This window comes from Pseudomonas sp. B21-056 (assembly GCF_026016325.1).
Taxonomy (GTDB): domain Bacteria; phylum Pseudomonadota; class Gammaproteobacteria; order Pseudomonadales; family Pseudomonadaceae; genus Aquipseudomonas.
Genome location: NZ_CP087203.1, coordinates 759,793 through 782,395 on the forward strand (window position 1 = coordinate 759,793; position 22,603 = coordinate 782,395).

The 22,603-nt window shown below is 62.2% G+C and carries 23 protein-coding genes; 10 read left to right on the top strand and 13 right to left on the bottom strand.

Annotated elements, in window-relative coordinates; translation table 11 throughout:
• Window positions 1–127 precede the first annotated feature (127 nt).
• Window positions 128–1,405, top strand: coding sequence for an acetyl-CoA C-acetyltransferase (locus tag LOY67_RS03270; protein ID WP_265065926.1), 1,278 nt, complete (start codon window positions 128–130; stop codon window positions 1,403–1,405).
• On the opposite strand, the gene LOY67_RS03275 is transcribed toward LOY67_RS03270, so the two are convergent.
• Window positions 1,392–2,420 (bottom strand): bile acid:sodium symporter family protein, encoded by a 1,029-nt coding sequence (locus tag LOY67_RS03275; RefSeq protein ID WP_265065927.1) that lies wholly within the window; start codon window positions 2,418–2,420, stop codon window positions 1,392–1,394. The genes LOY67_RS03270 and LOY67_RS03275 overlap by 14 nt on opposite strands.
• 79 nt (window positions 2,421–2,499) lie before the next feature.
• Here LOY67_RS03275 and LOY67_RS03280 point away from each other — a divergent pair, with 79 nt between their 5' ends.
• Both LOY67_RS03280 and LOY67_RS03285 read left to right on the top strand, forming a co-directional pair.
• Entirely contained in the window at window positions 2,500–3,291 is a 792-nt protein-coding gene (locus LOY67_RS03280) for an AraC family transcriptional regulator (protein ID WP_265065928.1), read from the top strand.
• A 225-nt stretch (window positions 3,292–3,516) separates the two neighbouring features.
• Window positions 3,517–4,410 (top strand): PA4780 family RIO1-like protein kinase, encoded by an 894-nt coding sequence (locus LOY67_RS03285; RefSeq protein WP_265065929.1) that lies wholly within the window; start codon window positions 3,517–3,519, stop codon window positions 4,408–4,410.
• A 333-nt stretch (window positions 4,411–4,743) separates the two neighbouring features.
• Here LOY67_RS03285 and cueR read toward each other — a convergent pair whose 3' ends face one another.
• The 3 genes from cueR to LOY67_RS03300 all read right to left on the bottom strand — a co-directional run bounded on the left by cueR (window position 4,744) and on the right by LOY67_RS03300 (window position 7,919).
• Complete coding sequence (gene cueR, locus LOY67_RS03290; RefSeq protein WP_265065930.1) at window positions 4,744–5,157, bottom strand: Cu(I)-responsive transcriptional regulator; 414 nt, start codon at window positions 5,155–5,157, stop codon at window positions 4,744–4,746.
• Complete coding sequence (locus LOY67_RS03295) at window positions 5,154–7,349, bottom strand: heavy metal translocating P-type ATPase (protein ID WP_265065931.1); 2,196 nt, start codon at window positions 7,347–7,349, stop codon at window positions 5,154–5,156. Before LOY67_RS03295 ends, cueR begins: the two co-directional genes overlap by 4 nt.
• A gap of 186 nt (window positions 7,350–7,535) precedes the next feature.
• Entirely contained in the window at window positions 7,536–7,919 is a 384-nt protein-coding gene (locus LOY67_RS03300) for a hypothetical protein (RefSeq protein ID WP_265065932.1), read from the bottom strand.
• 149 nt (window positions 7,920–8,068) lie between these two features.
• On the opposite strand from LOY67_RS03300, the gene LOY67_RS03305 reads away from it, so the two are divergent.
• A complete protein-coding gene (locus LOY67_RS03305; RefSeq protein WP_265065933.1) occupies window positions 8,069–8,266 on the top strand; it encodes a heavy-metal-associated domain-containing protein in 198 nt (65 codons plus the stop codon).
• Window positions 8,267–8,359: 93 nt separating this feature from the next.
• Window positions 8,360–9,562, top strand: a complete 1,203-nt coding sequence (locus LOY67_RS03310) for a multidrug effflux MFS transporter (RefSeq protein WP_265065934.1) — start codon at window positions 8,360–8,362, stop codon at window positions 9,560–9,562.
• A gap of 1 nt (window position 9,563) precedes the next feature.
• Here the strand turns inward: LOY67_RS03310 and LOY67_RS03315 are convergent, their stop codons facing one another.
• Complete coding sequence (locus LOY67_RS03315; protein WP_167355722.1) at window positions 9,564–9,734, bottom strand: hypothetical protein; 171 nt, start codon at window positions 9,732–9,734, stop codon at window positions 9,564–9,566.
• A 212-nt stretch (window positions 9,735–9,946) separates the two neighbouring features.
• Window positions 9,947–10,960, bottom strand: coding sequence for a zinc-binding alcohol dehydrogenase family protein (locus tag LOY67_RS03320; protein ID WP_265065935.1), 1,014 nt, complete (start codon window positions 10,958–10,960; stop codon window positions 9,947–9,949).
• Between the two features lie 114 nt (window positions 10,961–11,074).
• On the opposite strand from LOY67_RS03320, the gene LOY67_RS03325 reads away from it, so the two are divergent.
• The 3 genes from LOY67_RS03325 (at window position 11,075) to LOY67_RS03335 (ending at window position 14,369) form a co-directional block, all read left to right on the top strand.
• On the top strand, window positions 11,075–12,004 hold the full coding sequence (locus tag LOY67_RS03325; protein WP_265065936.1) for a LysR family transcriptional regulator: 930 nt from the start codon (window positions 11,075–11,077) through the stop codon (window positions 12,002–12,004).
• Between the two features lie 160 nt (window positions 12,005–12,164).
• Window positions 12,165–12,899, top strand: a complete 735-nt coding sequence (locus LOY67_RS03330; protein WP_265065937.1) for an ArsR/SmtB family transcription factor — start codon at window positions 12,165–12,167, stop codon at window positions 12,897–12,899.
• A gap of 87 nt (window positions 12,900–12,986) precedes the next feature.
• Window positions 12,987–14,369 carry an MFS transporter gene (locus LOY67_RS03335; protein ID WP_265065938.1) on the top strand — a complete coding sequence of 461 codons (1,383 nt, stop codon included), beginning with the start codon at window positions 12,987–12,989 and terminating at the stop codon, window positions 14,367–14,369.
• A 118-nt stretch (window positions 14,370–14,487) separates the two neighbouring features.
• Here the strand turns inward: LOY67_RS03335 and LOY67_RS03340 are convergent, their stop codons facing one another.
• On the bottom strand, window positions 14,488–15,441 hold the full coding sequence (locus LOY67_RS03340; RefSeq protein WP_265065939.1) for an adenosine deaminase: 954 nt from the start codon (window positions 15,439–15,441) through the stop codon (window positions 14,488–14,490).
• A gap of 117 nt (window positions 15,442–15,558) precedes the next feature.
• On the opposite strand from LOY67_RS03340, the gene LOY67_RS03345 reads away from it, so the two are divergent.
• Window positions 15,559–16,650, top strand: a complete 1,092-nt coding sequence (locus LOY67_RS03345; protein WP_265065940.1) for a calcium:proton antiporter — start codon at window positions 15,559–15,561, stop codon at window positions 16,648–16,650.
• Between the two features lie 118 nt (window positions 16,651–16,768).
• Here LOY67_RS03345 and LOY67_RS03355 read toward each other — a convergent pair whose 3' ends face one another.
• The 3 genes from LOY67_RS03355 to LOY67_RS03365 form a co-directional block, all read right to left on the bottom strand.
• Entirely contained in the window at window positions 16,769–18,127 is a 1,359-nt protein-coding gene (locus tag LOY67_RS03355; protein ID WP_265065941.1) for an 8-oxoguanine deaminase, read from the bottom strand.
• A 244-nt stretch (window positions 18,128–18,371) separates the two neighbouring features.
• Complete coding sequence (locus LOY67_RS03360) at window positions 18,372–19,058, bottom strand: SDR family oxidoreductase (protein WP_265065942.1); 687 nt, start codon at window positions 19,056–19,058, stop codon at window positions 18,372–18,374.
• Window positions 19,059–19,082: 24 nt separating this feature from the next.
• A complete protein-coding gene (locus tag LOY67_RS03365) occupies window positions 19,083–19,433 on the bottom strand; it encodes a MerR family transcriptional regulator (protein WP_265065943.1) in 351 nt (116 codons plus the stop codon).
• Between the two features lie 80 nt (window positions 19,434–19,513).
• Here LOY67_RS03365 and LOY67_RS03370 point away from each other — a divergent pair, with 80 nt between their 5' ends.
• On the top strand, window positions 19,514–19,957 hold the full coding sequence (locus tag LOY67_RS03370) for a hypothetical protein (protein ID WP_265065944.1): 444 nt from the start codon (window positions 19,514–19,516) through the stop codon (window positions 19,955–19,957).
• Between the two features lie 304 nt (window positions 19,958–20,261).
• Here the strand turns inward: LOY67_RS03370 and LOY67_RS03375 are convergent, their stop codons facing one another.
• From LOY67_RS03375 to LOY67_RS03385, 3 genes are all read right to left on the bottom strand, one after another.
• Window positions 20,262–20,843, bottom strand: coding sequence for an IMPACT family protein (locus LOY67_RS03375; protein WP_265065945.1), 582 nt, complete (start codon window positions 20,841–20,843; stop codon window positions 20,262–20,264).
• Window positions 20,844–20,850: 7 nt separating this feature from the next.
• On the bottom strand, window positions 20,851–21,501 hold the full coding sequence (locus LOY67_RS03380) for a TetR/AcrR family transcriptional regulator (RefSeq protein ID WP_265065946.1): 651 nt from the start codon (window positions 21,499–21,501) through the stop codon (window positions 20,851–20,853).
• Window positions 21,502–21,595: 94 nt separating this feature from the next.
• Window positions 21,596–22,516, bottom strand: a complete 921-nt coding sequence (locus LOY67_RS03385) for a LysR family transcriptional regulator (RefSeq protein WP_265065947.1) — start codon at window positions 22,514–22,516, stop codon at window positions 21,596–21,598.
• Window positions 22,517–22,603 lie beyond the last annotated feature (87 nt).

The window sequence follows — 22,603 nt, forward strand, 5'->3', positions numbered from 1 at the left end:
GAGCTCCCAAGTGTGGACCATGATCGGCAATCAGTCGTTCGATCGACGAGATAAAGCCTAAGCTTGTGCGCAAGCAGCATTTGTTTCGGGACCGTCAGCGCATTCGAATCTACTCGGGGAGTTCTTCATGACACAGCTACGCCGCGTCGCGATCATCGGTGGTAACCGCATTCCCTTCGCCCGCTCCAACGGGCCTTATGCCACCGCCAGCAACCAGGCAATGCTGACGGCCGCCCTCGAGGGCCTGATCGAGCGCTACAACCTGCATGGCCTGCACATCGACGAGGTGGTCGCCGGTGCAGTGCTCAAGCATTCCCGCGACGTGAACCTGACCCGCGAATGCGTGCTCGGCTCGCGACTGTCGCCCACCACCCCGGCCTATGACGTGCAACAGGCCTGCGGCACGGGGCTGGAGACGGTGCTGCTGGTGGCTAACAAGATTGCCCTGGGCCAGATCGACAGCGCGATTGCCGGCGGCGTGGACACCACCTCGGACGCCCCCATCGCCGTCAACGAAGGGCTGCGCCGGATCCTGCTGCAAGCCAATCGCGCCAAGACCACCGCCGAGAAGATCAAGGTGTTCCTGCAATTGCGCCCTCAGCACCTCGTCCCTGAACTGCCACGCATCAACGAGCCGCGCACCGGCCTGAGCATGGGCCAGCACTGCGAGTTGATGGCCCAGACCTGGCAGATTCCCCGGGAGGAACAGGACCAACTGACCTTGCAAAGTCATCAGAAAATGGCCGCGTCCTACGCCGAAGGCTGGCAGAACGATCTGATGACGCCGTTTCTCGGACTGACCCGGGACAACAACCTGCGCCCGGACCTGACCCTGGAAAAACTCGCCTCGCTCAAGCCGGCCTTCGAAAAAAGCGCCAAGGGCACGATGACCGCCGGTAACTCCACGCCATTGACCGACGGCGCTTCGTTGGTGCTGCTGGGCAGCGAGGAATGGGCCAAGGCGCGCGGTTTGCCGATCCTGGCGTACCTGCGTGACGGCCAGACCGCCGCGGTGGACTTCGTCAATGGTGCCGAAGGGCTGCTGATGGCCCCGGTCTATGCCGTGCCCCGGCTGCTGGCGCGCAACGGGCTGACGCTGCAGGACTTCGATTACTACGAAATCCACGAAGCATTCGCCGCCCAGGTGTTATGCACGCTCAAGGCTTGGGAGGATGCGGACTACTGCAAGACCCGCCTGGGCCTCGACAAGCCATTGGGGGCTCTAGATCGCAGCCGATTGAATGTGAAGGGCAGTTCCCTGGCCGCCGGGCACCCGTTTGCCGCCACGGGCGGGCGCATTGTCGCCAACCTCGCCAAGTTGCTCGATGCCGCAGGACGGGGCCGCGGGCTGATCTCCATTTGCGCCGCCGCCGGCCAGGGCGTGACGGCGATCATCGAGCGTTGAGCAGCGTCTCGTTCTGCTGGGTGAGCATCGCTCGTCGCTGGCTGGCGTAGCGCTCGGCCAGGATCGAACAGACGATCAACTGCATCGGGTGGTAGATCATGATCGGCAACAGAATCAGCCCCAGGCCTGGGTTGTTGCCGAAAATCAACGCCGCCATCGGCACCCCGGCGGCGAGGGATTTCTTGCTGGCGCAGAACACCGCGGCGATTTCATCGGCATTGTTGAAGTGCAGGGTACGGGCGGTGCGGGTGGTCATCCACAGGATGATTGCCAGCAGCACGGCGCTGCCGAGCACCGCGCTGAGCAGTACACCGTTGCCTTGCTGTTGCCAGATCCCGGACACCATGGAGTTGCAGAACGCTGCGTAGACCAGCAGCAGGATCACCAATTTGTCGATGATGCTGGTGTAACGCTTGTAGCGGCCAAAGAAACCGGCCAGCCAGCGCCGCAGGAATTGCCCGAGTACCAACGGCAGCAGCAACATCATGCACAAGTCGAGCAGGGTCGAACCCAGGTCGATACCGCCATCGCCGCGGCCAACCACCAGGCTGACCAGCAATGGCGTCAGGAAAACCCCCAGCACGCTGGACAGGCTCGCGTTGAGAATCGCTGCCGGCACGTTACCCCCCGCGCTGCCGGTGAGGGCGACCGAGGAGGAAATGGTCGAGGGCAGGGCGCACAGGTAAAAGAACCCCAGCATCAGCAGGGACGGCACATGACTGCCCAGTAGCTTGCTGCTCGCAAGCCAGATCAAGGGGAACACGACGAAGGTAAACACCTGCACCATCAAGTGCAGCCGGGTGTTCTTCAAGCCGTGCCGGATCTGCTCGCCGGACAGGTTGACCCCGTGCAGGAAAAACACCACGAAGATGCCGATATTGACAACCCACTCGGCATGCATCGCGCCGCCGGTGGCGCCAAAGCCCGGGAAAAAATACGCCAGCAGTGTGGCGAGCAACATGCCGCACAGGAACCAGTCGGTCACCATGCGCTTGAGGTGTCGGAAGATATGCATAGGGCACCGCAGGTTGTCAGGAGAGATGACTTAGCCTAACGTCGCTTCTTACCGTCGTCTTGCGACATAAGGCCAATCAATGCCGACTAACGGACATCAGCAGCTCGAGCGGCGTATTCCCGACCTGGTGCAATTGCCCAGGCCGCTGTATGCCCGTGTCGAAAGCCTGAGCGCCGGTTCGTGGACCCAAGCCCATCGGCATGATTGGGTGCAGTTTTCCTACGCTATCAGTGGCGTTCTCGGCGTGCACACCGCCGCCGGCAGTTTCTTCGCGCCGCCGCAGTGGGGGATCTGGATACCGGCCGACCTGGAGCATCAGGTCGTGACCTCGATGCGAGCGGAAATGCGCAGCCTGTATGTCCATCGCGACAGTTGCCCATGGGCCAATGATCGATGCCGGGTGTTGGAGGTCACGCCACTGGCCCGGGAGTTGATCAAGGTGTTTTGTCAGTGGCCGGCCGATTATCCACAGGGCGATACGCAGGAGGCACGGCTGGTGCAAGTGTTGCTGGATCAATTGGCAGTGCTGCCGGAAGTGGGCTTTTCCCTGCCGTTGCCACGCCATGATCGACTGCTGGGGTTGTGCAACGAGTTGATCGAACAACCTGAAATGAACACTACCCTGCAGGAGTGGGCCGAACGCCTGGGCACATCGGAAAAAACCCTGATGCGCCTGTTCCAGCGCGAAACCGGCCTGAGTTTTCGCGCCTGGCGCCAGCGCATGCGGCTGCTGTCGTCCCTCAGATCGCTGGAGGAAGGCGAGAGCGTGACCGTTGCGGCGCTGTCGTGTGGCTACGATTCCACGTCGGCGTTCATTGCGGCGTTCAAGGGGATGTTCGGGGTTACGCCGGGGGAGTTGTTCAAGCATTGAATCTGGCCAGCGGATTTCGGCTCATCGTAAATTTTGTCGCAAATACAGCCGCATTCAGATGCCGACGGCCTGGCGGCTGTCAGCTATGATTCGGCTCGGTCGATTATCGGCACATTGTGTGCATCGAAGGTTCATAGGTCGGCAACCCCTCCCCGTGGAGGAAGGATTGCCGTATAACGGCTGTCATTCGCGTGTTTGGTCATAAAGGACCCAGAATAAAAGCTGATGAAGACTCCAAAACGCATTGAACCCCTGATCGAGGACGGTCTGGTCGACGAAGTGCTGCGCCCACTCATGAGTGGTAAAGAAGCAGCTGTTTATGTGGTGCGCAGCGGCAACGAGCTGCGTTGCGCCAAGGTCTACAAGGAGGCGAACAAGCGAAGTTTTCGTCAGGCGGCCGAGTATCAGGAAGGCCGCAAGGTGCGCAACAGTCGCCAGGCCCGCGCCATGGCGAAAGGCTCGAAGTTCGGGCGCAAGGAAGCCGAGGATGCCTGGCAGAACGCCGAGGTGGCGGCGTTGTTCCGCCTGGCCAACGCGGGTGTGCGAGTGCCCAAGCCGTACGACTTCCTCGAAGGCGTGCTGCTGATGGAGCTGGTGGCCGATGAATACGGCGATGCGGCGCCGCGCCTGAACGATGTGGTGCTGGAGCCGGATCAGGCCCGTGAATACCACGCGTTCCTGATCTCGCAGATCGTGCTGATGCTGTGTACCGGTCTGGTGCACGGTGACCTGTCGGAGTTCAACGTGTTGCTCACGCCGACCGGCCCGGTGATCATCGATCTGCCACAGGCCGTGGATGCGGCCGGTAACAACCATGCCTTCAGCATGCTGGAGCGGGACGTGGGCAACATGGCGTCCTACTTCGGCCGCTTTGCACCGGAGCTCAAGCGCACCCGGTATGCGAAGGAGATGTGGGCGCTGTATGAGTCTGGCACCCTGCATCCGGCCAGCGCATTGACCGGTGAGTTCGACGAGCCGGAAGAACTGGCGGATGTCGGCGGGATCATGCGCGAGATCGAGGCCGCCCGCCTCGACGAGGAACGCCGCCAGGCCGTACGCGCCGCGGACGACGCTCCCCCCGGAAAAACCGAAGAACCGCCTCCGCCCTGGATGCAATGATCGGTTGACCCAAAACCCGGCCAAGGCCGGGTTTTTTGTGGGTACCCAATCTCCTGTGGGAGCGAGCCTGCTCGCGATAGCGGTGGGTCAGCTTGGATGGATGTTGGATGTCTCGCCCCCATCGCGAGCAGGCTCGCTCCCACATTGGGTTCTAGTGGTGTCAGTGAATTATCTGGTTAGCACAGAACCTGTGGGAGCGAGCTTGCTCGCGATAGCGGTGGGTCAGCTTGGATGGATGTTGACTGTGCCGCCGTCTTCGCGAGCAGGCTCGCACCCTGGTCTCGGGTGAACAGAACATCCGTGTTCACCGGTAATCCCCTGTGGGGCTGGGTGTCAGGCGTTGACCGTTTCCTTGCAACACCCCGACGCCAGTTCCTTGAGGATCGGGCAGTCCGGGCGGTGGTCGCCGTGGCAGTGTTCCACCAGGTCCTGGAGGGTGTCGCGCAGTTCGGCCAGTTCGCGGATTTTCTGGTTCAGTTCGTCGATGTGTTGCCGGGCCAGGATCTTGACGTCGGCGCTGGCCCGTTGGCGGTCCTGCCAGAGGGTCAGCAGTTTGCCGACTTCCTCTAAAGAAAAGCCCAGGTCCCGGGAGCGCTTGATGAAGGCCAGTGTGTGCAGGTCATCGGTGCCGTAGATCCGGTAGCCGCTGTCGGTCCGATGGGCTGCCTTGAGCAGTCCGATGGACTCGTAATACCGGATCATCTTCGCGCTCAGGCCGCTCTGGCGGGCCGCTTGGCCGATGTTCATCGTTTGTCCTCCAGGTGCCCGGGTGTCCAGAGTTTCAACAGTAGCGCATTGCTCACCACGCTGACGCTGGACAACGCCATGGCCGCGCCGGCCAGCACCGGATTCAGCAAGCCGAAGGCGGCCAGCGGGATGCCGATCAGGTTATAGACGAACGCCCAGAACAGGTTCTGGCGGATCTTGGCGTAGGTCTTGCGGCTGATCTCCAATGCCGCCGGCACCAGTCGCGGGTCGCCGCGCATGAGGGTGATGCCGGCGGCGTGCATCGCCACGTCGGTGCCGCCGCCCATGGCGATGCCGATGTCCGCGGCGGCCAGGGCCGGGGCGTCGTTGATGCCATCCCCGACCATCGCCACCACGGCGTTTTTCTTCAGCTCAAGGACAATGGCGGATTTGTCTCCCGGCAGCACTTCGGCATGCACGTTGACGATCCCCAGCGCCTGGGCCACCACCCGGGCGCTGCCCCGGTTGTCGCCGGTGAGCAAATGGCTGGCAATACGTCGTGCATCCAGGGCCTGCACAGTCGCGAGAGCGCCAGGCTTGAGGGTGTCGCCGAAGGCCAACAGACCCAACACCTGCGATGTCGCGCCTTGTTCGATCAACCAGGACACGGTCCGGCCTTCGGTTTCCCAGGCCTGTGCCGATTCGGCCAGCGAGCCGGCGTCCAGGTCCGACTCGTCCAGCAGGCGCCGATTGCCCAGGGCCAGGCGGCGTCCATCGAGGCTGCCGCCAATGCCGCGTCCGGGCAGGGCCTGGCTGTCGCTGACATCCGGCACGCTCAGGCCACGCTCGGCGCAGGCGTCCAGTACGGCTTTGGCGAGGGGGTGTTCGCTGCCGCGCTGCAGGGCGCCGGCCATTTGCAGCAGCGTAGTCTCGTCACCGTCCAAGGCACATGAATGGACAATGCGCGGTGTACCGGAGGTCAAGGTTCCGGTCTTGTCGAACACCACCGTATCGACTTCATGGGCACGTTCCAGCGCCTCGGCGTCCTTGATCAGGATCCCGTGGCGCGCCGCCACGCCCGTCCCGGCCATGATTGCCGTGGGTGTCGCCAGGCCCAGGGCGCAGGGACAAGCGATCACCAACACGGCGACGGCGTTGATCAGCGCGGTTTCCAGCGGCGCACCGTAAAACCACCAGCCGACCAGCGTCGCCAGGGCCAGCACCAGGACCACCGGGACGAAGACCTGGCTGACCTTATCCACCAGTTTCTGTATGGGGGCCTTGGCCGCCTGGGCGTCTTCCACCAGGCGGATGATGCGCGTCAGCACCGATTCGGCGTCAAGGGCCTGGGTGCGCACCAGCAGGCGACCTTCGCCGTTGATCGCGCCACCGGTGACCTTGTCGCCGGGTTGTTTGGACACCGGCAGGCTCTCGCCGCTGATCAGCGCTTCGTCGGCATGGCTCTGGCCCTCCAGCACTTCACCGTCCACCGGAAAGCGCTCACCGGGCTTGACCAGCACCAGGTCATTTATACGCAGGGCGCTGATGGCGACATCCCGCTCCTCGCCATCGATCACCTGGATAGCCCGCTCCGGCCGCAAGGCTTCGAGGGCGCGAATGGCGCTGGCGGTCTGACGCTTGGCACGGCTTTCCAGGTATTTGCCCAGCAAGACCAGCGCGATCACCACGGCCGATGCTTCGAAATACAGGTGCGGCATGCTGCCGGGGCGGGCAATGATCCATTCATACAGGCTCAGGCCGTAGCCGGCGCTGGTGCCCAGGGCCACCAGCAGGTCCATGTTGCCGGCCCCGGCCCGCACGGCTTTGAAGGCCGCGACATAAAAGCGCGCACCGAAGATGAATTGCACCGGCGTCGCCAGGGCGAACTGCGCCCAGGCCGGGAGCATCCAGGGCACACCGAGCGGCTGCAGCAGCATCGGCAGCACCAGTGGCACGGACAACAGAATCGCCAATACCAGGATCAGACGCTCACGATTCTGGAGCTGTGGCTGAATGTCATGAGGCTGCTCGGCCTGCCAGACGCTGGCGTCGTAACCCGCGCGCTTGACGGCATCGATCAGGATTTGCGGATCGACCTGTCCAAGCAATTCAAGGTGGGCCCGCTCATTGGCGAGGTTGACGCTGACGTTGCTCACGCCGGCGACTTTGCTCAAGGCCCGTTCGACCCGGCCGGCGCAGCTGGCGCAGGTCATGCCGGTAATCGGCAGGTCGAAAGTGGTGGATTCGGACATCGGTCGGGCTCCCTGTAGTGAATGACTACAGGATCAACCTTGCCATGTTGGCAAGGTCAAGCGCGAATCCAAAAAGCCTTTGTGGGAGCGAGCTTGCTCGCGATGGCGGTATGTCAGTCGGCACTTCTATCAACTGATACACCGCCATCGCGAGCAGGCTCGCTCCCACAGGGGGGCCGGGCGGGGTCAGTAACCGAGCCCGGCCTGCTTGAGGTACATCCCTTGTTCATTCATGGCGATACGGTACTTCAGGATGTCACCGGCCCTGATCGTAATCTCCTGGGAACCCGGCGCGAGCATGCCCGGATTGCAACCCGGTGCCTGGCCAGGCAGCAACTTCAGGCGCAGGGAGAACCGGCCCGGAGGCAAGTTGAAGGAGGTGCTGTCTTCCTGGAAGAGCCGGGCGGTGAGCTGATCCTGGACGTAGATACCGATCTCGCAGGAGGTCGACACTTCCAGGCGCTCCCGGGAAATGATCAGCACACCGTAATCTTCGCCGGCAGCCGATGCCTGGGGGGCCATCGCTGAAAAACCTAACATGCAAAACAGGCTGAACGCTGACCAGCGCATGGCCGAACCTCCGGTGTGGAATCCTTGATAGGTGCAGCTTGGCCGAGCGCGACGCCGATTGCCAGCCCGGCAGTTTTTATCAGAACTTGACCTTGCCATGATGGCAAGCTTGAAACTGCCGGCAACTTCCATTGCCAAGGAGTCACCCGATGCAAACATTCAATGTCCAGGGCATGTCCTGCGGTCACTGCGTCAAGGCCATCACCCAGGCTGTACAGGCCCGGGATCCGGCGGCCGATGTGCAGATCGACCTGGGCGCCAGGACCGTCCGGGTCCAGAGTTCGTTGCCGGCCAATATCCTGATCGGTGTTATCCAGGAAGAAGGCTACGAGGTCAGCCCCGCCTGAATATTTTTAATCGTTAGCGACCTATCGGAATGTTCAAGAGCGCCCGGCAGGGCTAGACTGTCGGGCTGCTGACTGATGCCTGACGGACGCCCGATGAACCTTCGTACCCTTCTGATTCTTGGCGCCTTGAGCGCTTTCGGTCCCTTGGCGATCGACTTCTACCTGCCTGCCTTCCCGGCCATGGCCACCGCCTTCGGCACGGACGAAAAACACATCCAACTGACCCTGGCCGCCTATTTCCTCGGACTGTCCATCGGGCAGTTGGCCTACGGACCGGTGGCGGATCGCTTCGGGCGGCGGATTCCACTGCTGGTCGGGGTCGGTTTGTTCACCCTGGCCTCCCTGGCCTGCGCCTACGCGCCGAGCCTCGAATGGCTGATCGGCGCACGCTTCGTCCAGGCCTTGGGCGGATGTGCCGGGATGGTGATTTCCCGGGCCGTGGTCAGTGACAAATGCGATGCCGTGGGCTCGGCCAAGGTGTTCTCGCAACTGATGCTGGTGATGGGCCTGGCGCCGATTCTCGCGCCGATGCTGGGCGGATGGCTGGTGAACCTGCATGGCTGGCAGTCGATCTTCATCGGCCTGACCCTGTTCAGCGCCGTGGCGGCGACGGCCGTGGCCCTGTGGCTGCCCGAGAGCCTGCCGGCCCATGTGCCTCGGCAACCGCTGTCAGGGGCGTTGCGCCAATACGGCAGGCTGCTGACCGACTCGGTTTTCCTCGGGCATGCCTTGACGGGCGGGATTGCCATTGCCGGGATGTTCGCCTACATCGCCGGTTCGCCTTTCGTATTCATCAAGCTCTACGGCGTACCGGCCGAGCACTTCGGCTGGCTGTTCGGCACCAACGCGGCAGGTTTTATCCTGGTGGCGCAGGTCAATGCCCGGTTGCTGTCCAAGCGTGGCCCGGCCTTCCTGCTGACCCGTGCGGTGTGGGTCTACCTGACGGCCGGGTTGAGCCTGCTGGCGGTCTGCGCTTTGCAGCCTGAGCGCTTGTGGCCATTGCTGATCCCATTGTTCATCTGTATCGCCAGCCTCGGATGCATCATTCCTAATGCATCCGCCTGCGCCATGAACGGGCAGGGTGCTCGGGCCGGCAGCGCGTCGGCGATGCTGGGATGTCTGCAGTTTTCCGTGGCCGCCGGAGCCGCCGCGCTGGTGGCGGCCCTGCACGACGGCACCGCAGTGCCGATGGCGATGGTCATCAGTCTGTGCGGACTGCTGGTGGTGAGCGCAGCCATGCTGACCCGACGCTTGCAAAATGCCCGGGCGCTGGCACAAGCCAGCCGGCAGGGCTGATTCAGCAGGCCGCGCGTTGTTGCTGTTCGGGGAAGTGGTGCGGCGCGTGGATGCGCGCTTGCAGGGTGGTGGCGAAGGCTTTGGCTTCGGCCTCGGTGCGGAAGGTGACTGCGTGCTGGTCAAGACGCACTTGCCATTGGGATTTTGCCACTTCTTTTATCAGGATCTTCATTGCTGACCTCCTCACGTAAAAGATTGCGTTGCAAAGGCCTCGAGTGTAGACCGGAATGCGATCGCAATTGTGACAATGGTCAATTCTCGGACTGACGGTTCGATCTTTTTTTTTGCGAGCAATCATTGTGGCAAGGAGGTTTATGTGTGGCGAGGGGATAAATCCCCTCGCCACAGGTTATCTGCCTTGAGCTTGTGTGCCAGGCAGGACGGTCAGAAACCTTCGAGCACGATCTTGCCCTTGGCTTTACCGCTTTCCAGCAGCGCGTGGGCCCGGCGCAGGTTTTCGGCGTTGATGGTGCCGAAGTGCTCGCCGACGGTGGTCTTCAAGGTGCCGGCGTCGATCAACCCGGCAACACGATTGAGCAGGTTGTGTTGCTCGATCATGTCGGCCGTCTCGAACAGCGAGCGGGTGTACATGAATTCCCAATGCAAGGACAGACTCTTGCGTTTGAGCTTGGTCACGTCCAGGGCCTTGGGATCATCGATCAATGCCAGCTTGCCTTGGGGCGCCAGGGCTTCGACCAACTGATCCAGGTGCTGGTCGGTCTGGGTCAGGCTGGCGACGTGAGTGACCTGATGCTGGCCTGCTTCCTTCATGACCACGCTCAGCGGTTGGCTGTGGTCGATCACCAGGTCGGCGCCCAGGCTGCGCACCCAATCCTGGGTCTGCGGCCGGGAAGCGGTACCGATGACTTTCAGTCCGGTGAGCCGGCTGGCCAGTTGCGTCAGGATCGAGCCCACGCCTCCCGCGGCGCCGACGATCAACAGGCTCTGGTCCGAAGGCGCCTGGCCTTCCTGGATTTGCAACCGTTCGAACAACAACTCCCAAGCGGTAATGGCCGTCAGTGGCAGTGCAGCCGCTTCGGCGAAGCCGAGGGTCCTGGGCATGTGGCCGACAATACGCTCATCCACTGCATGCAATTCGCTGTTGCCGCCCGCGCGGGCAATGGACCCGGCATAGAACACCTTGTCACCGGCCTTGAACAGGGAGACTTCGCTGCCCACGGCCTTGACCACGCCGGCCACATCCCAACCCAGCACCTTGGCTGCGCCGCCTTCGGGCTGGACGTTCTGGCGGACCTTGGTGTCCACCGGATTCACCGAAATGGCTTTGACTTCTACCAATAGATCTCGCGGCCCGGCGACGGGCTCCGGCAACTCGATATCTTGCAGCGATTGCGGGTCGGTGATCGGCAACGAATGGTAGTAGGCGATGGTTTTCATGAAGCGGGCTCCGTGAGGTGAGTTCGATGGCGCCCATGTTTAGCCATTTATCGACGCGATAAAACCGGCTAAAAGAACAGGCTCTTTCAATGAATTTTTGATAATGGAGTCGCCATGCTTAGATTCGATGACCTGCAGCTGTTTGTCCGGGCGGCGGATCTGGGCAGTCTTTCTGCCGCTGCCAGGGTCATGGATCTGTCGGCGGCGGTGGCCAGTGCCGCGTTGAAGCGGATCGAACAGCACCTCGGCGCCCGCTTGCTGGCCCGTTCCACCCGCAGCCTGCGCCTGACCGCCGAGGGCGAAGGCTTTCTCGAATATGCCCGGGCGGCACTGGGCAGCCTGGACGAGGGGCGAAGGCTGTTGACCAGTGGCCAGGATCAGGTCAGCGGTGTCTTGCAGTTGTCCGCGCCATCGGACCTGGGACGCAACCTGCTGCTGCCCTGGCTGGATGAGTTCCAGGGCGAGCACCCCGGGCTTACCGTGCGGCTGTTGCTGGGTGATCGCATTGCCGACCTGTTCAAGCAGCCGGTGGACATCGCACTGCGTTATGGCGAACCGGAGGATTCGAGCCTGGTGGCCTTGCCTGTCGCGGCGGACAACCGTCGGGTGTTGTGCGCCTCGCCGGACTATCTGGCCCGCCACGGCGAACCCCATCAGCTCGAGCAACTGGCTCAACACAATTGCCTGTTGTACATGCTCGGCACACGGGTTCATGACCGCTGGTGCTTCCATGACGGCAAGCGGGAGGTGAGCCTCACCGTCAGCGGCGACCGCTTCAGTGACGATGCCGATGTGGTGCGGCGCTGGGCGGTGGCCGGCGCTGGAATTGCCTACAAGTCGTGGATGGACGTTTCGAGCGATGTGCTGGCCGGGCGTTTGAAGATCCTTTTGCCGCACCTGCACTGTGAGCGCGCGCCGCTCAATCTGCTGTGCGCTCATCGGGCGCAGTTGAGCAAGCCCATCAAGCTGTTGCGGGAAATGCTCCAGGCCCGTTGTGGTGAATTGACGGCGCAATTTCCGCTCTCGGCGGGAGTCGGCCAATAGTCGCGGGCAAATAGAGAATTTTCCCTCACGAACAATCGCCTCCAAAGGTTTCGGGAGGACAGGAAAGCTTGATCCGCACGCTTATACTAGCGGCCGCCTGAATCGGCGCGGCATCGCGCACCAAGAGCAGTAGACGAATGATTCAACAGGGAGTGAATACATGGAACATGCACCTTGCATCAGCCAGATCGCCACGCTGCTGGCCGACCCCAAGCGCAGCGCAATGATGTGGGCCTTGATGGACGGCACGGCCCGGCAGGCCGAAGAGCTGGCCTTGCTGGCCGGGTTGTCGCCGTCCTCGGCCAGCGCCCATCTGGGACGACTGTCGGCCGGTGGCCTGTTGAAAGTCGAAGCCAGGGGCCGCAAACGGTTTTTCCGCCTGGCGGCACCGGAGATCGGCGCGGCGGTCGAAGCGCTGGCCAGCGCGACCCTGGCCAGTGCGCCGCGGCAGATTCCGGACGTCTTCAAGCGCGGCGTCATACCGAGCAAGGCGCCGTCGGCCCCCGCCTCGCTGTTGCGAGCCCGGCTCTGCGACGATCATCTTGGCGGTACCCTGGCGGCCGATCTGTACCAGCGCCTGCTGGACGCGGGATGGATCGAGCAATGCGAGCAGCGGGTGATCGTCACCCACAAGGGCGCGAGCCAGTTGGCCGGGCATGGCCTGTTCATCCAGGCCCTGGCCCATCGCAGCGCCCGCATCGCCTGCGCCTGCCCCGATTGGAGCGAACGCCGGCCGCACCTGGGCGGCGCGCTGGGGGCGGCGTTGCTGCAACTGTTCATGCAGTCGGGGTGGCTGAGCCTGCCCAACGACTCGCGTGCGTTGCAGGTGACCGTGCTCGGCCAGCAGGAAATCCATCGGTTCGCCCGGCAGGATACGTTGGAAATGGCGCTCTAGGTCTGTCGACAGGTCGCATTCAGCACTGGCCAGCCGCAAGGTTCGCGCACACTCGCCCAAGAATCTATCGGACTGGGGGGACGCAACATGGACACTCACGGGTACAGCGCGGCAGAACGTCTGGAGCGGCTGCCCATCAGCGGCTACCACCGGGTCATCTTCATCATTATCGCCCTGGCGTTTTTCTTCGACTCCATGGACCTGGCGATGATGACGTTCCTGCTCGGCTCGATCAAAACCGAGTTTGGCCTGAGCACGGCCCAGGCCGGTTTGCTGGCCAGCTCCAGCTTCTTCGGCATGGTGCTGGGCGCTTCGCTGTCGGGCATGCTGGCGGACCGGTTCGGGCGTAAGCCGGTGTTCCAGTGGAGCATCGTGCTGTGGGGCGTAGCCAGCTACCTGTGCTCCACGGCCCAGGACGTCGAGACGCTGACGCTGTTTCGCATCCTGCTGGGTATCGGCATGGGCATGGAGTTTCCGATTGCCCAGTCGATGCTCTCGGAACTGATCCCGGCCCAACGTCGGGGCCGTTACATCGCGCTGATGGACGGCTTCTGGCCGCTGGGTTTCGTCGCGGCGGGCGTGTTGTCGTATTTCCTGCTGCCGGTAGTCGGCTGGCGCGACATCTTCCTGGTCCTGGCGATACCGGCGGTGTTCGTCCTGGCGATTCGTTTCTTTATCCCCGAGTCCCCCCGTTGGTTGGAGCAGGCCGGGCGCAATGCCGAGGCGGATGCCGTGCTGCGCCGGATCGAAGACAAGGTCCGGGCCTCGCTGGGGCGCCAGGATCTGCCGGAGCCGGTTCGCCTGCCGAGGTTGGCGACGACGCCGGGGACTTTCTTCTCGGCGCTGGCGCAGATCTGGTCGCCGTTGTATCGCCAACGCACGATGATGATCTGGAGCGTCTGGTTCTTTGCCTTGCTCGGTTTCTACGGGCTGACGTCCTGGCTCAGCGCGTTGTTGCAGCAGTCGGGGTTTGCCGTGACTCAGTCGGTGTATTACACCGTGCTGATTTCCCTCGGCGGGATTCCCGGTTTCCTGATGGCTGCCTGGCTGGTGGAGCGCTGGGGACGCAAGCCGGTGTGTGTCATCACCCTGCTGGGCGGCGGGGCGATGGCATTTCTTTACGGGCAGAGCGCGGTGTTCGGCGGCAATGCCGGGCTGCTGATCGGCACCGGACTGCTGATGCAATTCTTCCTGTTCGGCATGTGGGCGGTGCTTTACACCTACACGCCGGAGCTGTATCCCACCTCGGCCCGGGCAACGGGCTCGGGCTTCGCCTCGGCGATCGGTCGCATCGGTTCGCTGCTGGGGCCGCTGGTGACCGGGCTGGTCTTTCCTATCACCGGGCAGGGCGGCGTGTTCGGTCTGGGCGCGCTGTGCTTCGCGGTGGCGGCGGGTGTGGTCTGGTTGTTCGGGATGGAAACGCGGGGCAAGACGCTGGAGGAGTTGAGTGAGGGGACGACAGCCGATTGAACACTTCCCCCTGTGGGAGCGAGCCTGCTCGCGATAGCGGTGTGTCAGCAGGCATTTATCTCACTGGCACACCGCTATCGCGAGCAGGCTCGCTCCCACAAGGGGTTGGACGCAAGGCTTAAGGCTTTACCAACCGCGCATCCAGGCTGTTCTGGGCCAGGCGTCTGGCCTGGTCCTGGGTCATGCCCAGGTGGGTGTGCAGGGCGTGGAAGTTTTCGGTGACGTAGCCGCCGAAGTACGCCGGGTCATCGGAGTTCACTGTCACCTTCACACCGCGCTCGAGCATGTCGAGGATGTTGTGTTGCGACATGTCGTCGAACACGCACAGCTTGGTGTTGGACAGCGGGCATACCGTCAACGGAATCTGCTCGTCGATGATCCGCTGCATCAGCCGCTCGTCTTCGACGGCCCGGACACCGTGGTCGATGCGCTGGATCTTCAGCAGGTCCAGGGCTTCCCAGATGTACTCGGGCGGGCCTTCTTCGCCCGCGTGGGCGACGGTCAGGAAACCTTCATTACGGGCCCGGTCGAACACCCGCTGGAACTTGCTGGGCGGATGACCCATCTCCGAACTGTCCAGGCCGACGGCGACGAACGCGTCACGGAACGGCAGCGCCTGGTCGAGGGTTTTCTCGGCCTGTTCTTCGCTCAGGTGGCGCAGGAAACTCAGGATCAACCCGCTGGTGATGCCCAGTTGCTGCTCGCCGTCCTTGAGGGCGGCGGCGATGCCGTTGAGTACCACTTCGAAGGGAATGCCACGGTCGGTGTGGGTCTGCGGGTCGAAGAACGGTTCGGTGTGGATAACGTTCTGCGCCTTGCAACGCAACAGGTAGGCCCAGGTCAGGTCGTAGAAATCCTGGGAGGTGCGCAACACGTCGGCGCCCTGGTAATACAGGTCGAGGAACTCCTGCAGATTGTTGAAGGCATAGGCCTTGCGCAAGGTGTCGACGTCGTTCCACGGCAGGGCGATCTTGTTGCGCTCGGCCAGGGCAAACAGCAGCTCGGGCTCCAGCGAACCCTCCAGGTGCAGGTGCAGTTCAGCCTTGGGCAGGGCGTTCAGCCAGTCGTACATGTTCTTTTCTCATCAGTCATCAATGGTGGGCATTCTACAGCGTCACAACCGGAGGAAACGTTCGCGGCACTGCATAGTCTGTAGCACATGATCCCGGCTCACGGTAAAAGGTCCGCAATGTTTACTCTGATCAGGCAAGAAAAGCTGCTGTGTCTGGCCCTGCTCGCCGTAGCTGTCGCCTACCCGTTGGAGCACTGGTTGTTGGGCAATGGGCAGGCCGTGGCACTGGTCGGCGGCCTGGTACTGATCGGCTTCATCGTCGCAGCCTCGATGCGCGTGGCCCATCACGCCGAGTTGCTGGCGGAAAAGGTCGGCGACCCTTACGGCACCATGATCCTGACCCTGTCGGCGGTGCTGGTGGAAGTGGTGATCCTGGCGATCATGATGAGCAACGAAGCGTCGCCGACCCTGGTGCGCGATACGATCTACTCGGCGGTGATGCTCGACATCAACGGCATTCTCGGGCTCGCGGCGCTGATGGGTGGGCTCAAGCATGGCGAGCAGGTCTATAACGATGATTCGGCGCGCAGCTACAGCGTGATGATCCTCACGGCCATGGGCGTGTCGATGGTGGTGCCGGAATTCATTCCCCAGGAGCACTGGAAGCATTATTCGGCGTTCACCATTGGCGCGATGCTCGTGCTGTACACCCTGTTCCTGCGTATGCAGGTCGGGCCCCACAGTTACTTTTTCAGCTACAGCTATCCGGAAAAACGCCGCCGCAAAGAGCCGGTGGAAACCGAGCCGAAGCCCATCAGCCTGGCGTTCTCTATCGGCGCATTGGTGTTCGGGGTGGTGGTGATCGGCGCGCTGGCCGAAGTCATGTCCAAGGCCATCGACCTGGGACTGGAAGGATCGGGCGCACCGCCGGTGGTCACGGCGATCCTGGTGGCGGCCATTTCCGCCGCGCCGGAGATTCTCACCGCCCTGCGCGCCGCCCTCGCCAATCGCATGCAGTCGGTGGTGAACATCGCGTTGGGGGCCTCGCTGTCGACGGTGATCCTGACGGTACCGGTGATGGAAGCCATGGCGCTCTACACGGGCCAGCCGTTCCAGATGGCAATGACTCCGGTGCAGACGGTGATGATCTTCATCACCCTGATTGTCAGCGCGATCAACCTCAACGATGGCGAGACCAATGCCATCGAGGGCATGACCCACTTCGTGCTGTTCGCGACGTTTATCATGTTGTCGCTGCTCGGCCTTTGAAGCGAATGAATCCATGTGGGAGCGAGCCTGCTCGCGAAGACGGCGTATCAGTCGACATCGATGTTGAATGACAATCCGCTTTCGCGAGCAGGCTCGCTCCCACAGGTTTTTGGGTGTGTCAGGTTGCGGCGATCAATTCCCGCGCCGCCTGGCTGTGATCGGCAATCAAACCCTTCAAGTCCAGGCCTTCAATCTGTCCGTCGACCACCCGCCATTGCCCTGCGACCATCACCCGATCCGCTCGATCCGCGCCGCACAACAGCAGCGCTGAAACCGGATCGTGACTGCCGGAGAAGCGCAGTTCGTCGAGCTTGAACAACGCCAGGTCCGCCTGCTTACCCACTGCCAGTTCGCCGATGTCGCTGCGCCCAAGCAGTTCTGCCGACCCCCGGGTCGCCCAGCCCAGCACCCGCTCCGGTGTGATCGCTTGCGCGCCATAGCGCAGGCGCTGGATGTACAGCGCCTGGCGGGTTTCGAGGATCATGTTCGAAGCATCGTTGGAGGCCGAGCCGTCCACGCCGAGGCCCAGCGGCGCGCCGGCGGCGGTCAGTTCGAGGGTAGGGCAAATGCCCGAGGCCAGGCGCATGTTGGAGCTTGGGCAGTGGCAGATACCGGTGCCGGCGGTACCGAGGCGGGTGATCTCCTCGGGATTGAAGTGAATGCCGTGGGCCAGCCAGGTACGCGGACCGAGCCAGCCGACGCTGTCCAGGTAATCCACGGTGCGCAGGCCGAAGCGTTGCAGACAGAAATCTTCTTCGTCGAGGGTTTCGGCCAGGTGGGTGTGCAGGCGAACATCCAGTTGGTCCGCCAGGGCAGCGCTGGCCTGCATGATTTCGGGGGTGACCGAAAACGGCGAGCAGGGCGCCAGGGCAATCTGGATCTGCGCGCCATCGCCGCGCTCATGGTAGCGCTCGATCAACCGCTGGCTATCGTCGAGGATCACCTGGCCCTGTTGCACGGTCTGCTGCGGCGGCAAACCACCGTCGGCTTCGCCCAGGCTCATGGAACCGCGAGTCAGCATCGCGCGCATACCCAGTTCACGAACACTTTGCACCTGTACATCGATGGCATTTTCCAGGCCTTCGGGGAACAGATAATGGTGGTCGGCTGCCGTGGTGCAGCCCGACAGCAGCAGTTCGGCCAAGGCCACTTTGCTCGCCAGGGCGAGTTTTTCCGGCGTCAGCCGCGCCCATACCGGGTACAGGGTTTTCAACCACGGGAACAGCGGCTGGTTCACCACCGGCGCCCAGGCGCGGGTCAGGGTCTGGTAGAAGTGGTGATGGGTGTTGATCAGCCCGGGAAGAATCACATGCTCACGGGCGTCGAAGACATGGTCACAAGGTTGGGCGGGGCGCTGGCCGGCGCTCAGCAGTTCGACGATCACGCCATCCTGCAGGACCAGGCCGTTACGGGCGTCGAGGCCGTTGGCAGTGAAAATGGCGAGGGGATTTTTTATCCAGGTACGGGTCGCAGGCATGATGGCCGGCTCCTCTGAAAGTGGGTTCAGGTTAGCCAGCTCAGTGATGCCCTGTCTGCTGATCCAGGTCGCCGTGGGGGGCGAGGTGCGGAGTTTACTCAGGTTGCGGTGCACATTTCCAGCGTCCAACCGAGTTCAAATGTGGGAGCGAGCCTGCTCGCGAAGGCGATGTATCAGTCGACAGCAGTGCTGAATGACCGTCCGCTTTCGCGAGCAGGCTCGCTCCCACAGGTTGTGCGTGGAATTACCAGGGAATCGTCTCGCCCTTGTAGTTGACGAAGTGATGCCCACCCTTGCCGGCAAAAGCATTGACCTGATCGATCAAGCCGCGGGTACTGGTTTCAACGTCGATATCCGCTCCTTCACCGCCCATGTCTGTCTTCACCCAGCCTGGATGCAGCGACAGCACGGTCAATGTCTGTTCGCCCAGTTGAGTGACGAAGCTGTTGGTCATGGAATTGAGGGCCGCCTTGCTCGCCTTGTACAGCGCCAGTTCCGGGGCGTCGGGCATGGTCACGCTGCCCAGTACCGAACTCATGAACGCCAGCACGCCGCTGCCATTGCGGATCTGCCCGACGAAACGCTGGGCCAGGTTGATCGGCGCCACTGCGTTAGTGAAGAACAACTGGCCGACCTCGGCCAGGGTCGCGCCGCCGGGGGCTTGGTTATCGGGGCCTTTGACGCCGGCATTGACGAACAGCAGGTCGAAGGTTTCGCCCTTGAACTGTTGGCTCAAGGCAATCACGGCTTGCTGGTCGTCCATGTCGAGTTTTTCGATCCGCACCGGGCCCAGCGCCTTCAGGGCCTCTGCGTTCTGCGGGTTGCGCACGGTGGCGATCACGTTCCAGCCATCGCTCAGCAACGTCTTCACCAGGCCAAGGCCCAAGCCCCGGGAGGCGCCGATGATCAATGCGTTTTTTGCCGAATTCATGGAAGGCGTCCTTGAAAGAAAGGGTCACGGATTTAATGGACAACGTTGCCCGAGCCGTTGTTTCAGCTCATGACGCAACGCGTCTAGTTCGGTCATGCGGGTTTCGATCAGGTTCAGTTTGTTTTGTAGCAGTTGAGCCACGGCGAGGTCCGGGTCGGGTGCCTGCCGCACGGTGGCGACGCTGCTGCCGATCTCGCCGAGGGTAAAGCCCAGGCGTTGGGCTGTCTTGATATAGAGCACCAGTTGCACCATGTCGGCGGGGTAGTCGCGATACCCATTGGCACTGCGTCCCGCCGCTATCAGCCCGCGCTGCTCGTAGAAGCGCAACGTGTCACGACTGACGGCACAGGCCTGGGCCAGTTCCCCGATTAGCATGGCAATCTCCAGAAAGCTTGACCTTGGAGCATACCCCAGGCTTTAGTCTTTTCGCTCCTTGATTATCTGGAGCAATGCCTATGTGGACTTCACTGCAATATCGTCGCGTGGTGCTCGGTAGCGCCTGGTACGACCTGATCGTAACGGCAGCATTTGCCACACCATGGAGTTTCGCCGCCCTGCACGGCTGGTTGCTGGGTGTGACCCAGATGCTCGACCTGCCAGGCGAGCTGCCGCCGTTTGCGCCTATGCATCTGTTGATGGCCAATCTGCTGGGCTCGATCGTTTGCGTATGGGCGGTGCTGCGGATTCGGGATCCGCGACCGCTGTACGGACGGTATGACGCAGCGGGGCGGTTGCTCTTTGCGTCCTGGATGTTTTACGCACTGCTGCACGGCGCCAGCGCGCTGGTGTGGATATTTCTGTTATTCGAGCTGGCGTGGGGTGTTGTTCAGATGTTACCCGTGCGTGGCGAGAACACTGATTTTCGATCGAGGCCTGAGCACTCTCTAACGAATGGTTAAAAAATGAACAAGCGCCTGTGAGCCATGCTCTTCTTGGGGTCGCGTGAGCCATGAACGGCTTATCCACAGCTTGCTCCACAGTAATTGTGTGCAAGCCGCAAACTCGGGCATAAGCACCGGGCGGCTTTGTTCTAAAGGTGATAACTCGTTGCAAGAGTTTGTTTTACTGATGGATTTGGCGCACCGGCAAGGTTTTTGGATGAAAAATGAGCAGCGCCCGAAAACCCGCATGACAGAAGGGTTACAGGCGGATGTGCTCAGGTTATCCACAAGCGGGCGCACAGCAGATGTGGGCAAATCAAGCCTAACGCTCCAGCAGAATCCGTCCGCGGCTCAAGTCGGCCAGTTGCCGTTGCAGCGTGTCGATCTGGCCTTCACCCACCGCCAACTGTAATTCCACGCCGTTGGCGGTAAACCCTTCCGTATTGACCAGGCCACCGCATTCAGCGACCCGCAGTTTCACCAGGGCCAGCTCCGCGAACCCGCAGGTGCAGTGCAGCGGTACGCGGCTGATCAGCTCAAGCTTCTCGGCGTTTTGCAGGCACTTGTTCGCGCCTCCGCCATAAGCACGGGCGAGTCCGCCGGTACCCAACTGAATCCCGCCATACCAACGGATCACCAGCACCACGACCTGATCACAGGCCTGGGCTTCGATCGCCGCCAGGATAGGGCGCCCGGCCGTGCCCCCCGGCTCGCCGTCGTCATTGCTGCGGTATTGATCGCCGAGTTTCCAGGCCCAGCAGTTGTGTGTGGCGTTCAGGTCGCTGTGCTGTTCGATAAAGGCCTGGGCATCGGCGGGGCTGGTGATGGGGGCCGCGAAGGTGATGAAGCGGCTTTTGCGAATTTCTTCGCGGTATTCGCAAAAGCCGGCGAGCGTAAAAGGCATAAGCGTCTTAGAGGGTGGGTGTCAGGCCGCAGCCTTTGAGAATGATACGGATCAGGTTGTCGCCGGCATCGATCATGTCTTGCTTGCTCAGCTTGCTGCGACCGGTCACGCGGCAGATCTGGGTGGCGAAATCGGCATAATGCTGGGTGCTGCCCCACAAGAGGAAGATCAGGTGCACCGGGTCGATCGGGTCCATCTTGCCGGCATCGATCCACGCCTGGAACACCGCCGCACGGCCCTTGAACCAGGTGCGGTAATCCTGGTTGAAGTATTCGGTCAGGCACTCGCCGCCGCTGATCACCTCCATGGCGAAGATCCGCGACGCCTGGGGTTGGCGACGGGAGAACTCCATCTTGGCGCGAATGTAGCGGGTCAACGCCTCGGCCGGGTCATCCTCGGCGGTGAGGGTATTGAAGGTGCTGTCCCACAACTCGATGATGTTGCTCAGCACGGCCACGTACAGCCCGAGTTTGTTGGCGAAGTAATAGTGCAGGTTCGCCTTGGGCAGCCCGGCGTTCAGCGCGATGGTATTCATGCTGGTGCCTTTGAATCCGTGACGGGCGAATTCATCTTCAGCAGCCTTGAGGATGGTCTCTTCGTTCTTCTGACGAATGCGGCCGGTGGGCTTGCCACCGTGGGCTGGGACTTCAAAGGTCATGGACGTTTCCGGGCTGGGTCTGTGGGCAAGCAAATGCGTTGATAGCGCACCGGCATCGATCCGACAAGTGCTGCTGTCACAAAAGGCGAATGCACTAGCGGGTCGCTGCCAGGCTCTCGAGAAAACTCTCCAGCACCAGATGAGGCCGGCGGCCCTTGCGTGTCACCGAGGCCAGGCTCAGGTCGTAGAACCGCGTCGCGGGTTTCAGGGCGCGTAGCCGGCCTTGCTGGACCCAGAGGCTGGCGTAGTGATCCGGCAGGTAGCCGATGTAGCGGCCGGTGAGGATCAGGAACGCCATGCCTTCGCGGTCCGAGGCACTGGCGGTGCAGTTGAGCGCCTGGTAGTGGGCCTGGATCTCGGCCGGCAGGCGAAACGTGGGGGCGATGGCGTCCTGGCTGTTGAGGCGGGTTTCATCGAGCTGCAGGTCGTCCACATAAAACAGTGGATGCCCGACCGCGCAATACAACAATGAGCGTTCGCTGTAGAGCGGTTGGTACTCCAATCCGGAAAGGGCGCTCGCCTGGGGCACCACACCGACGTGCAGGCGCCCGTCGAGAACGCCTTGCTCGACTTCGTTGGGGGCGATCATGCGGATCTGGATCTGCACATCGGGCCCGCGCTCCTTCAATTGAGCCAGGGCATGGGTGATGCGCATGTGGGGGAGGGTGACGAGATTGTCGGTCAGGCCGATGGTCAGTTCGCCGCGCAGGTGTTGATGCAGACCATTGACCTCGGTGCGAAAGCTTTCCAGCGCACTCAATAGTTGCAGGGCCGACTGATAGACCTCGCGACCTTCTTCCGTCAGCGAGAATCCTGCACGTCCGCGCTGACACAGGCGCAAACCCAGGCGCTGTTCAAGATCACTCATCTGCTGGCTGATGGCTGAGCGACCGATACCCAGCACCGTTTCCGCTGCGGAGAATCCCCCACATTCCACTACGCTTCGGAAGATGCGCAGCAGACGAATATCAAAGTCACTGACCTGGGCCAGTGGATCGGGGCGACGAACGCTCATAGTTTAGTGATCTTCTGACTGAAGGTTAGAAAAGTTGGATTTCACCGACTTTATCGTCGTGGCAACTTAGCTGCAACCGGGCTTTTG

Excerpts from the sequence above, each read along its gene's own strand:
- LOY67_RS03335 (WP_265065938.1), top strand. The coding sequence starts at position 12,987 with ATGGACACTCACGGGTACAGCGCGGCAGAACGTCTGGAGCGGCTGCCC.
- LOY67_RS03315 (WP_167355722.1), bottom strand. The coding sequence starts at position 9,734 with ATGAAGATCCTGATAAAAGAAGTGGCAAAATCCCAATGGCAAGTGCGT.
- LOY67_RS03275 (WP_265065927.1), bottom strand. The coding sequence starts at position 2,420 with ATGCATATCTTCCGACACCTCAAGCGCATGGTGACCGACTGGTTCCTG.
- LOY67_RS03330 (WP_265065937.1), top strand. The coding sequence starts at position 12,165 with ATGGAACATGCACCTTGCATCAGCCAGATCGCCACGCTGCTGGCCGAC.
- LOY67_RS03320 (WP_265065935.1), bottom strand. The coding sequence starts at position 10,960 with ATGAAAACCATCGCCTACTACCATTCGTTGCCGATCACCGACCCGCAA.
- LOY67_RS03345 (WP_265065940.1), top strand. The coding sequence starts at position 15,559 with ATGTTTACTCTGATCAGGCAAGAAAAGCTGCTGTGTCTGGCCCTGCTC.
- LOY67_RS03305 (WP_265065933.1), top strand. The coding sequence starts at position 8,069 with ATGCAAACATTCAATGTCCAGGGCATGTCCTGCGGTCACTGCGTCAAG.
- LOY67_RS03295 (WP_265065931.1), bottom strand. The coding sequence starts at position 7,349 with ATGTCCGAATCCACCACTTTCGACCTGCCGATTACCGGCATGACCTGC.
- LOY67_RS03300 (WP_265065932.1), bottom strand. The coding sequence starts at position 7,919 with ATGCGCTGGTCAGCGTTCAGCCTGTTTTGCATGTTAGGTTTTTCAGCG.
- LOY67_RS03360 (WP_265065942.1), bottom strand. The coding sequence starts at position 19,058 with ATGAATTCGGCAAAAAACGCATTGATCATCGGCGCCTCCCGGGGCTTG.
- cueR (WP_265065930.1), bottom strand. The coding sequence starts at position 5,157 with ATGAACATCGGCCAAGCGGCCCGCCAGAGCGGCCTGAGCGCGAAGATG.
- LOY67_RS03310 (WP_265065934.1), top strand. The coding sequence starts at position 8,360 with ATGAACCTTCGTACCCTTCTGATTCTTGGCGCCTTGAGCGCTTTCGGT.
- LOY67_RS03270 (WP_265065926.1), top strand. The coding sequence starts at position 128 with ATGACACAGCTACGCCGCGTCGCGATCATCGGTGGTAACCGCATTCCC.
- LOY67_RS03355 (WP_265065941.1), bottom strand. The coding sequence starts at position 18,127 with ATGCCTGCGACCCGTACCTGGATAAAAAATCCCCTCGCCATTTTCACT.
- LOY67_RS03375 (WP_265065945.1), bottom strand. The coding sequence starts at position 20,843 with ATGCCTTTTACGCTCGCCGGCTTTTGCGAATACCGCGAAGAAATTCGC.
- LOY67_RS03370 (WP_265065944.1), top strand. The coding sequence starts at position 19,514 with ATGTGGACTTCACTGCAATATCGTCGCGTGGTGCTCGGTAGCGCCTGG.
- LOY67_RS03365 (WP_265065943.1), bottom strand. The coding sequence starts at position 19,433 with ATGCTAATCGGGGAACTGGCCCAGGCCTGTGCCGTCAGTCGTGACACG.
- LOY67_RS03325 (WP_265065936.1), top strand. The coding sequence starts at position 11,075 with ATGCTTAGATTCGATGACCTGCAGCTGTTTGTCCGGGCGGCGGATCTG.
- LOY67_RS03340 (WP_265065939.1), bottom strand. The coding sequence starts at position 15,441 with ATGTACGACTGGCTGAACGCCCTGCCCAAGGCTGAACTGCACCTGCAC.
- LOY67_RS03280 (WP_265065928.1), top strand. The coding sequence starts at position 2,500 with ATGCCGACTAACGGACATCAGCAGCTCGAGCGGCGTATTCCCGACCTG.
- LOY67_RS03380 (WP_265065946.1), bottom strand. The coding sequence starts at position 21,501 with ATGACCTTTGAAGTCCCAGCCCACGGTGGCAAGCCCACCGGCCGCATT.
- LOY67_RS03285 (WP_265065929.1), top strand. The coding sequence starts at position 3,517 with ATGAAGACTCCAAAACGCATTGAACCCCTGATCGAGGACGGTCTGGTC.
- LOY67_RS03385 (WP_265065947.1), bottom strand. The coding sequence starts at position 22,516 with ATGAGCGTTCGTCGCCCCGATCCACTGGCCCAGGTCAGTGACTTTGAT.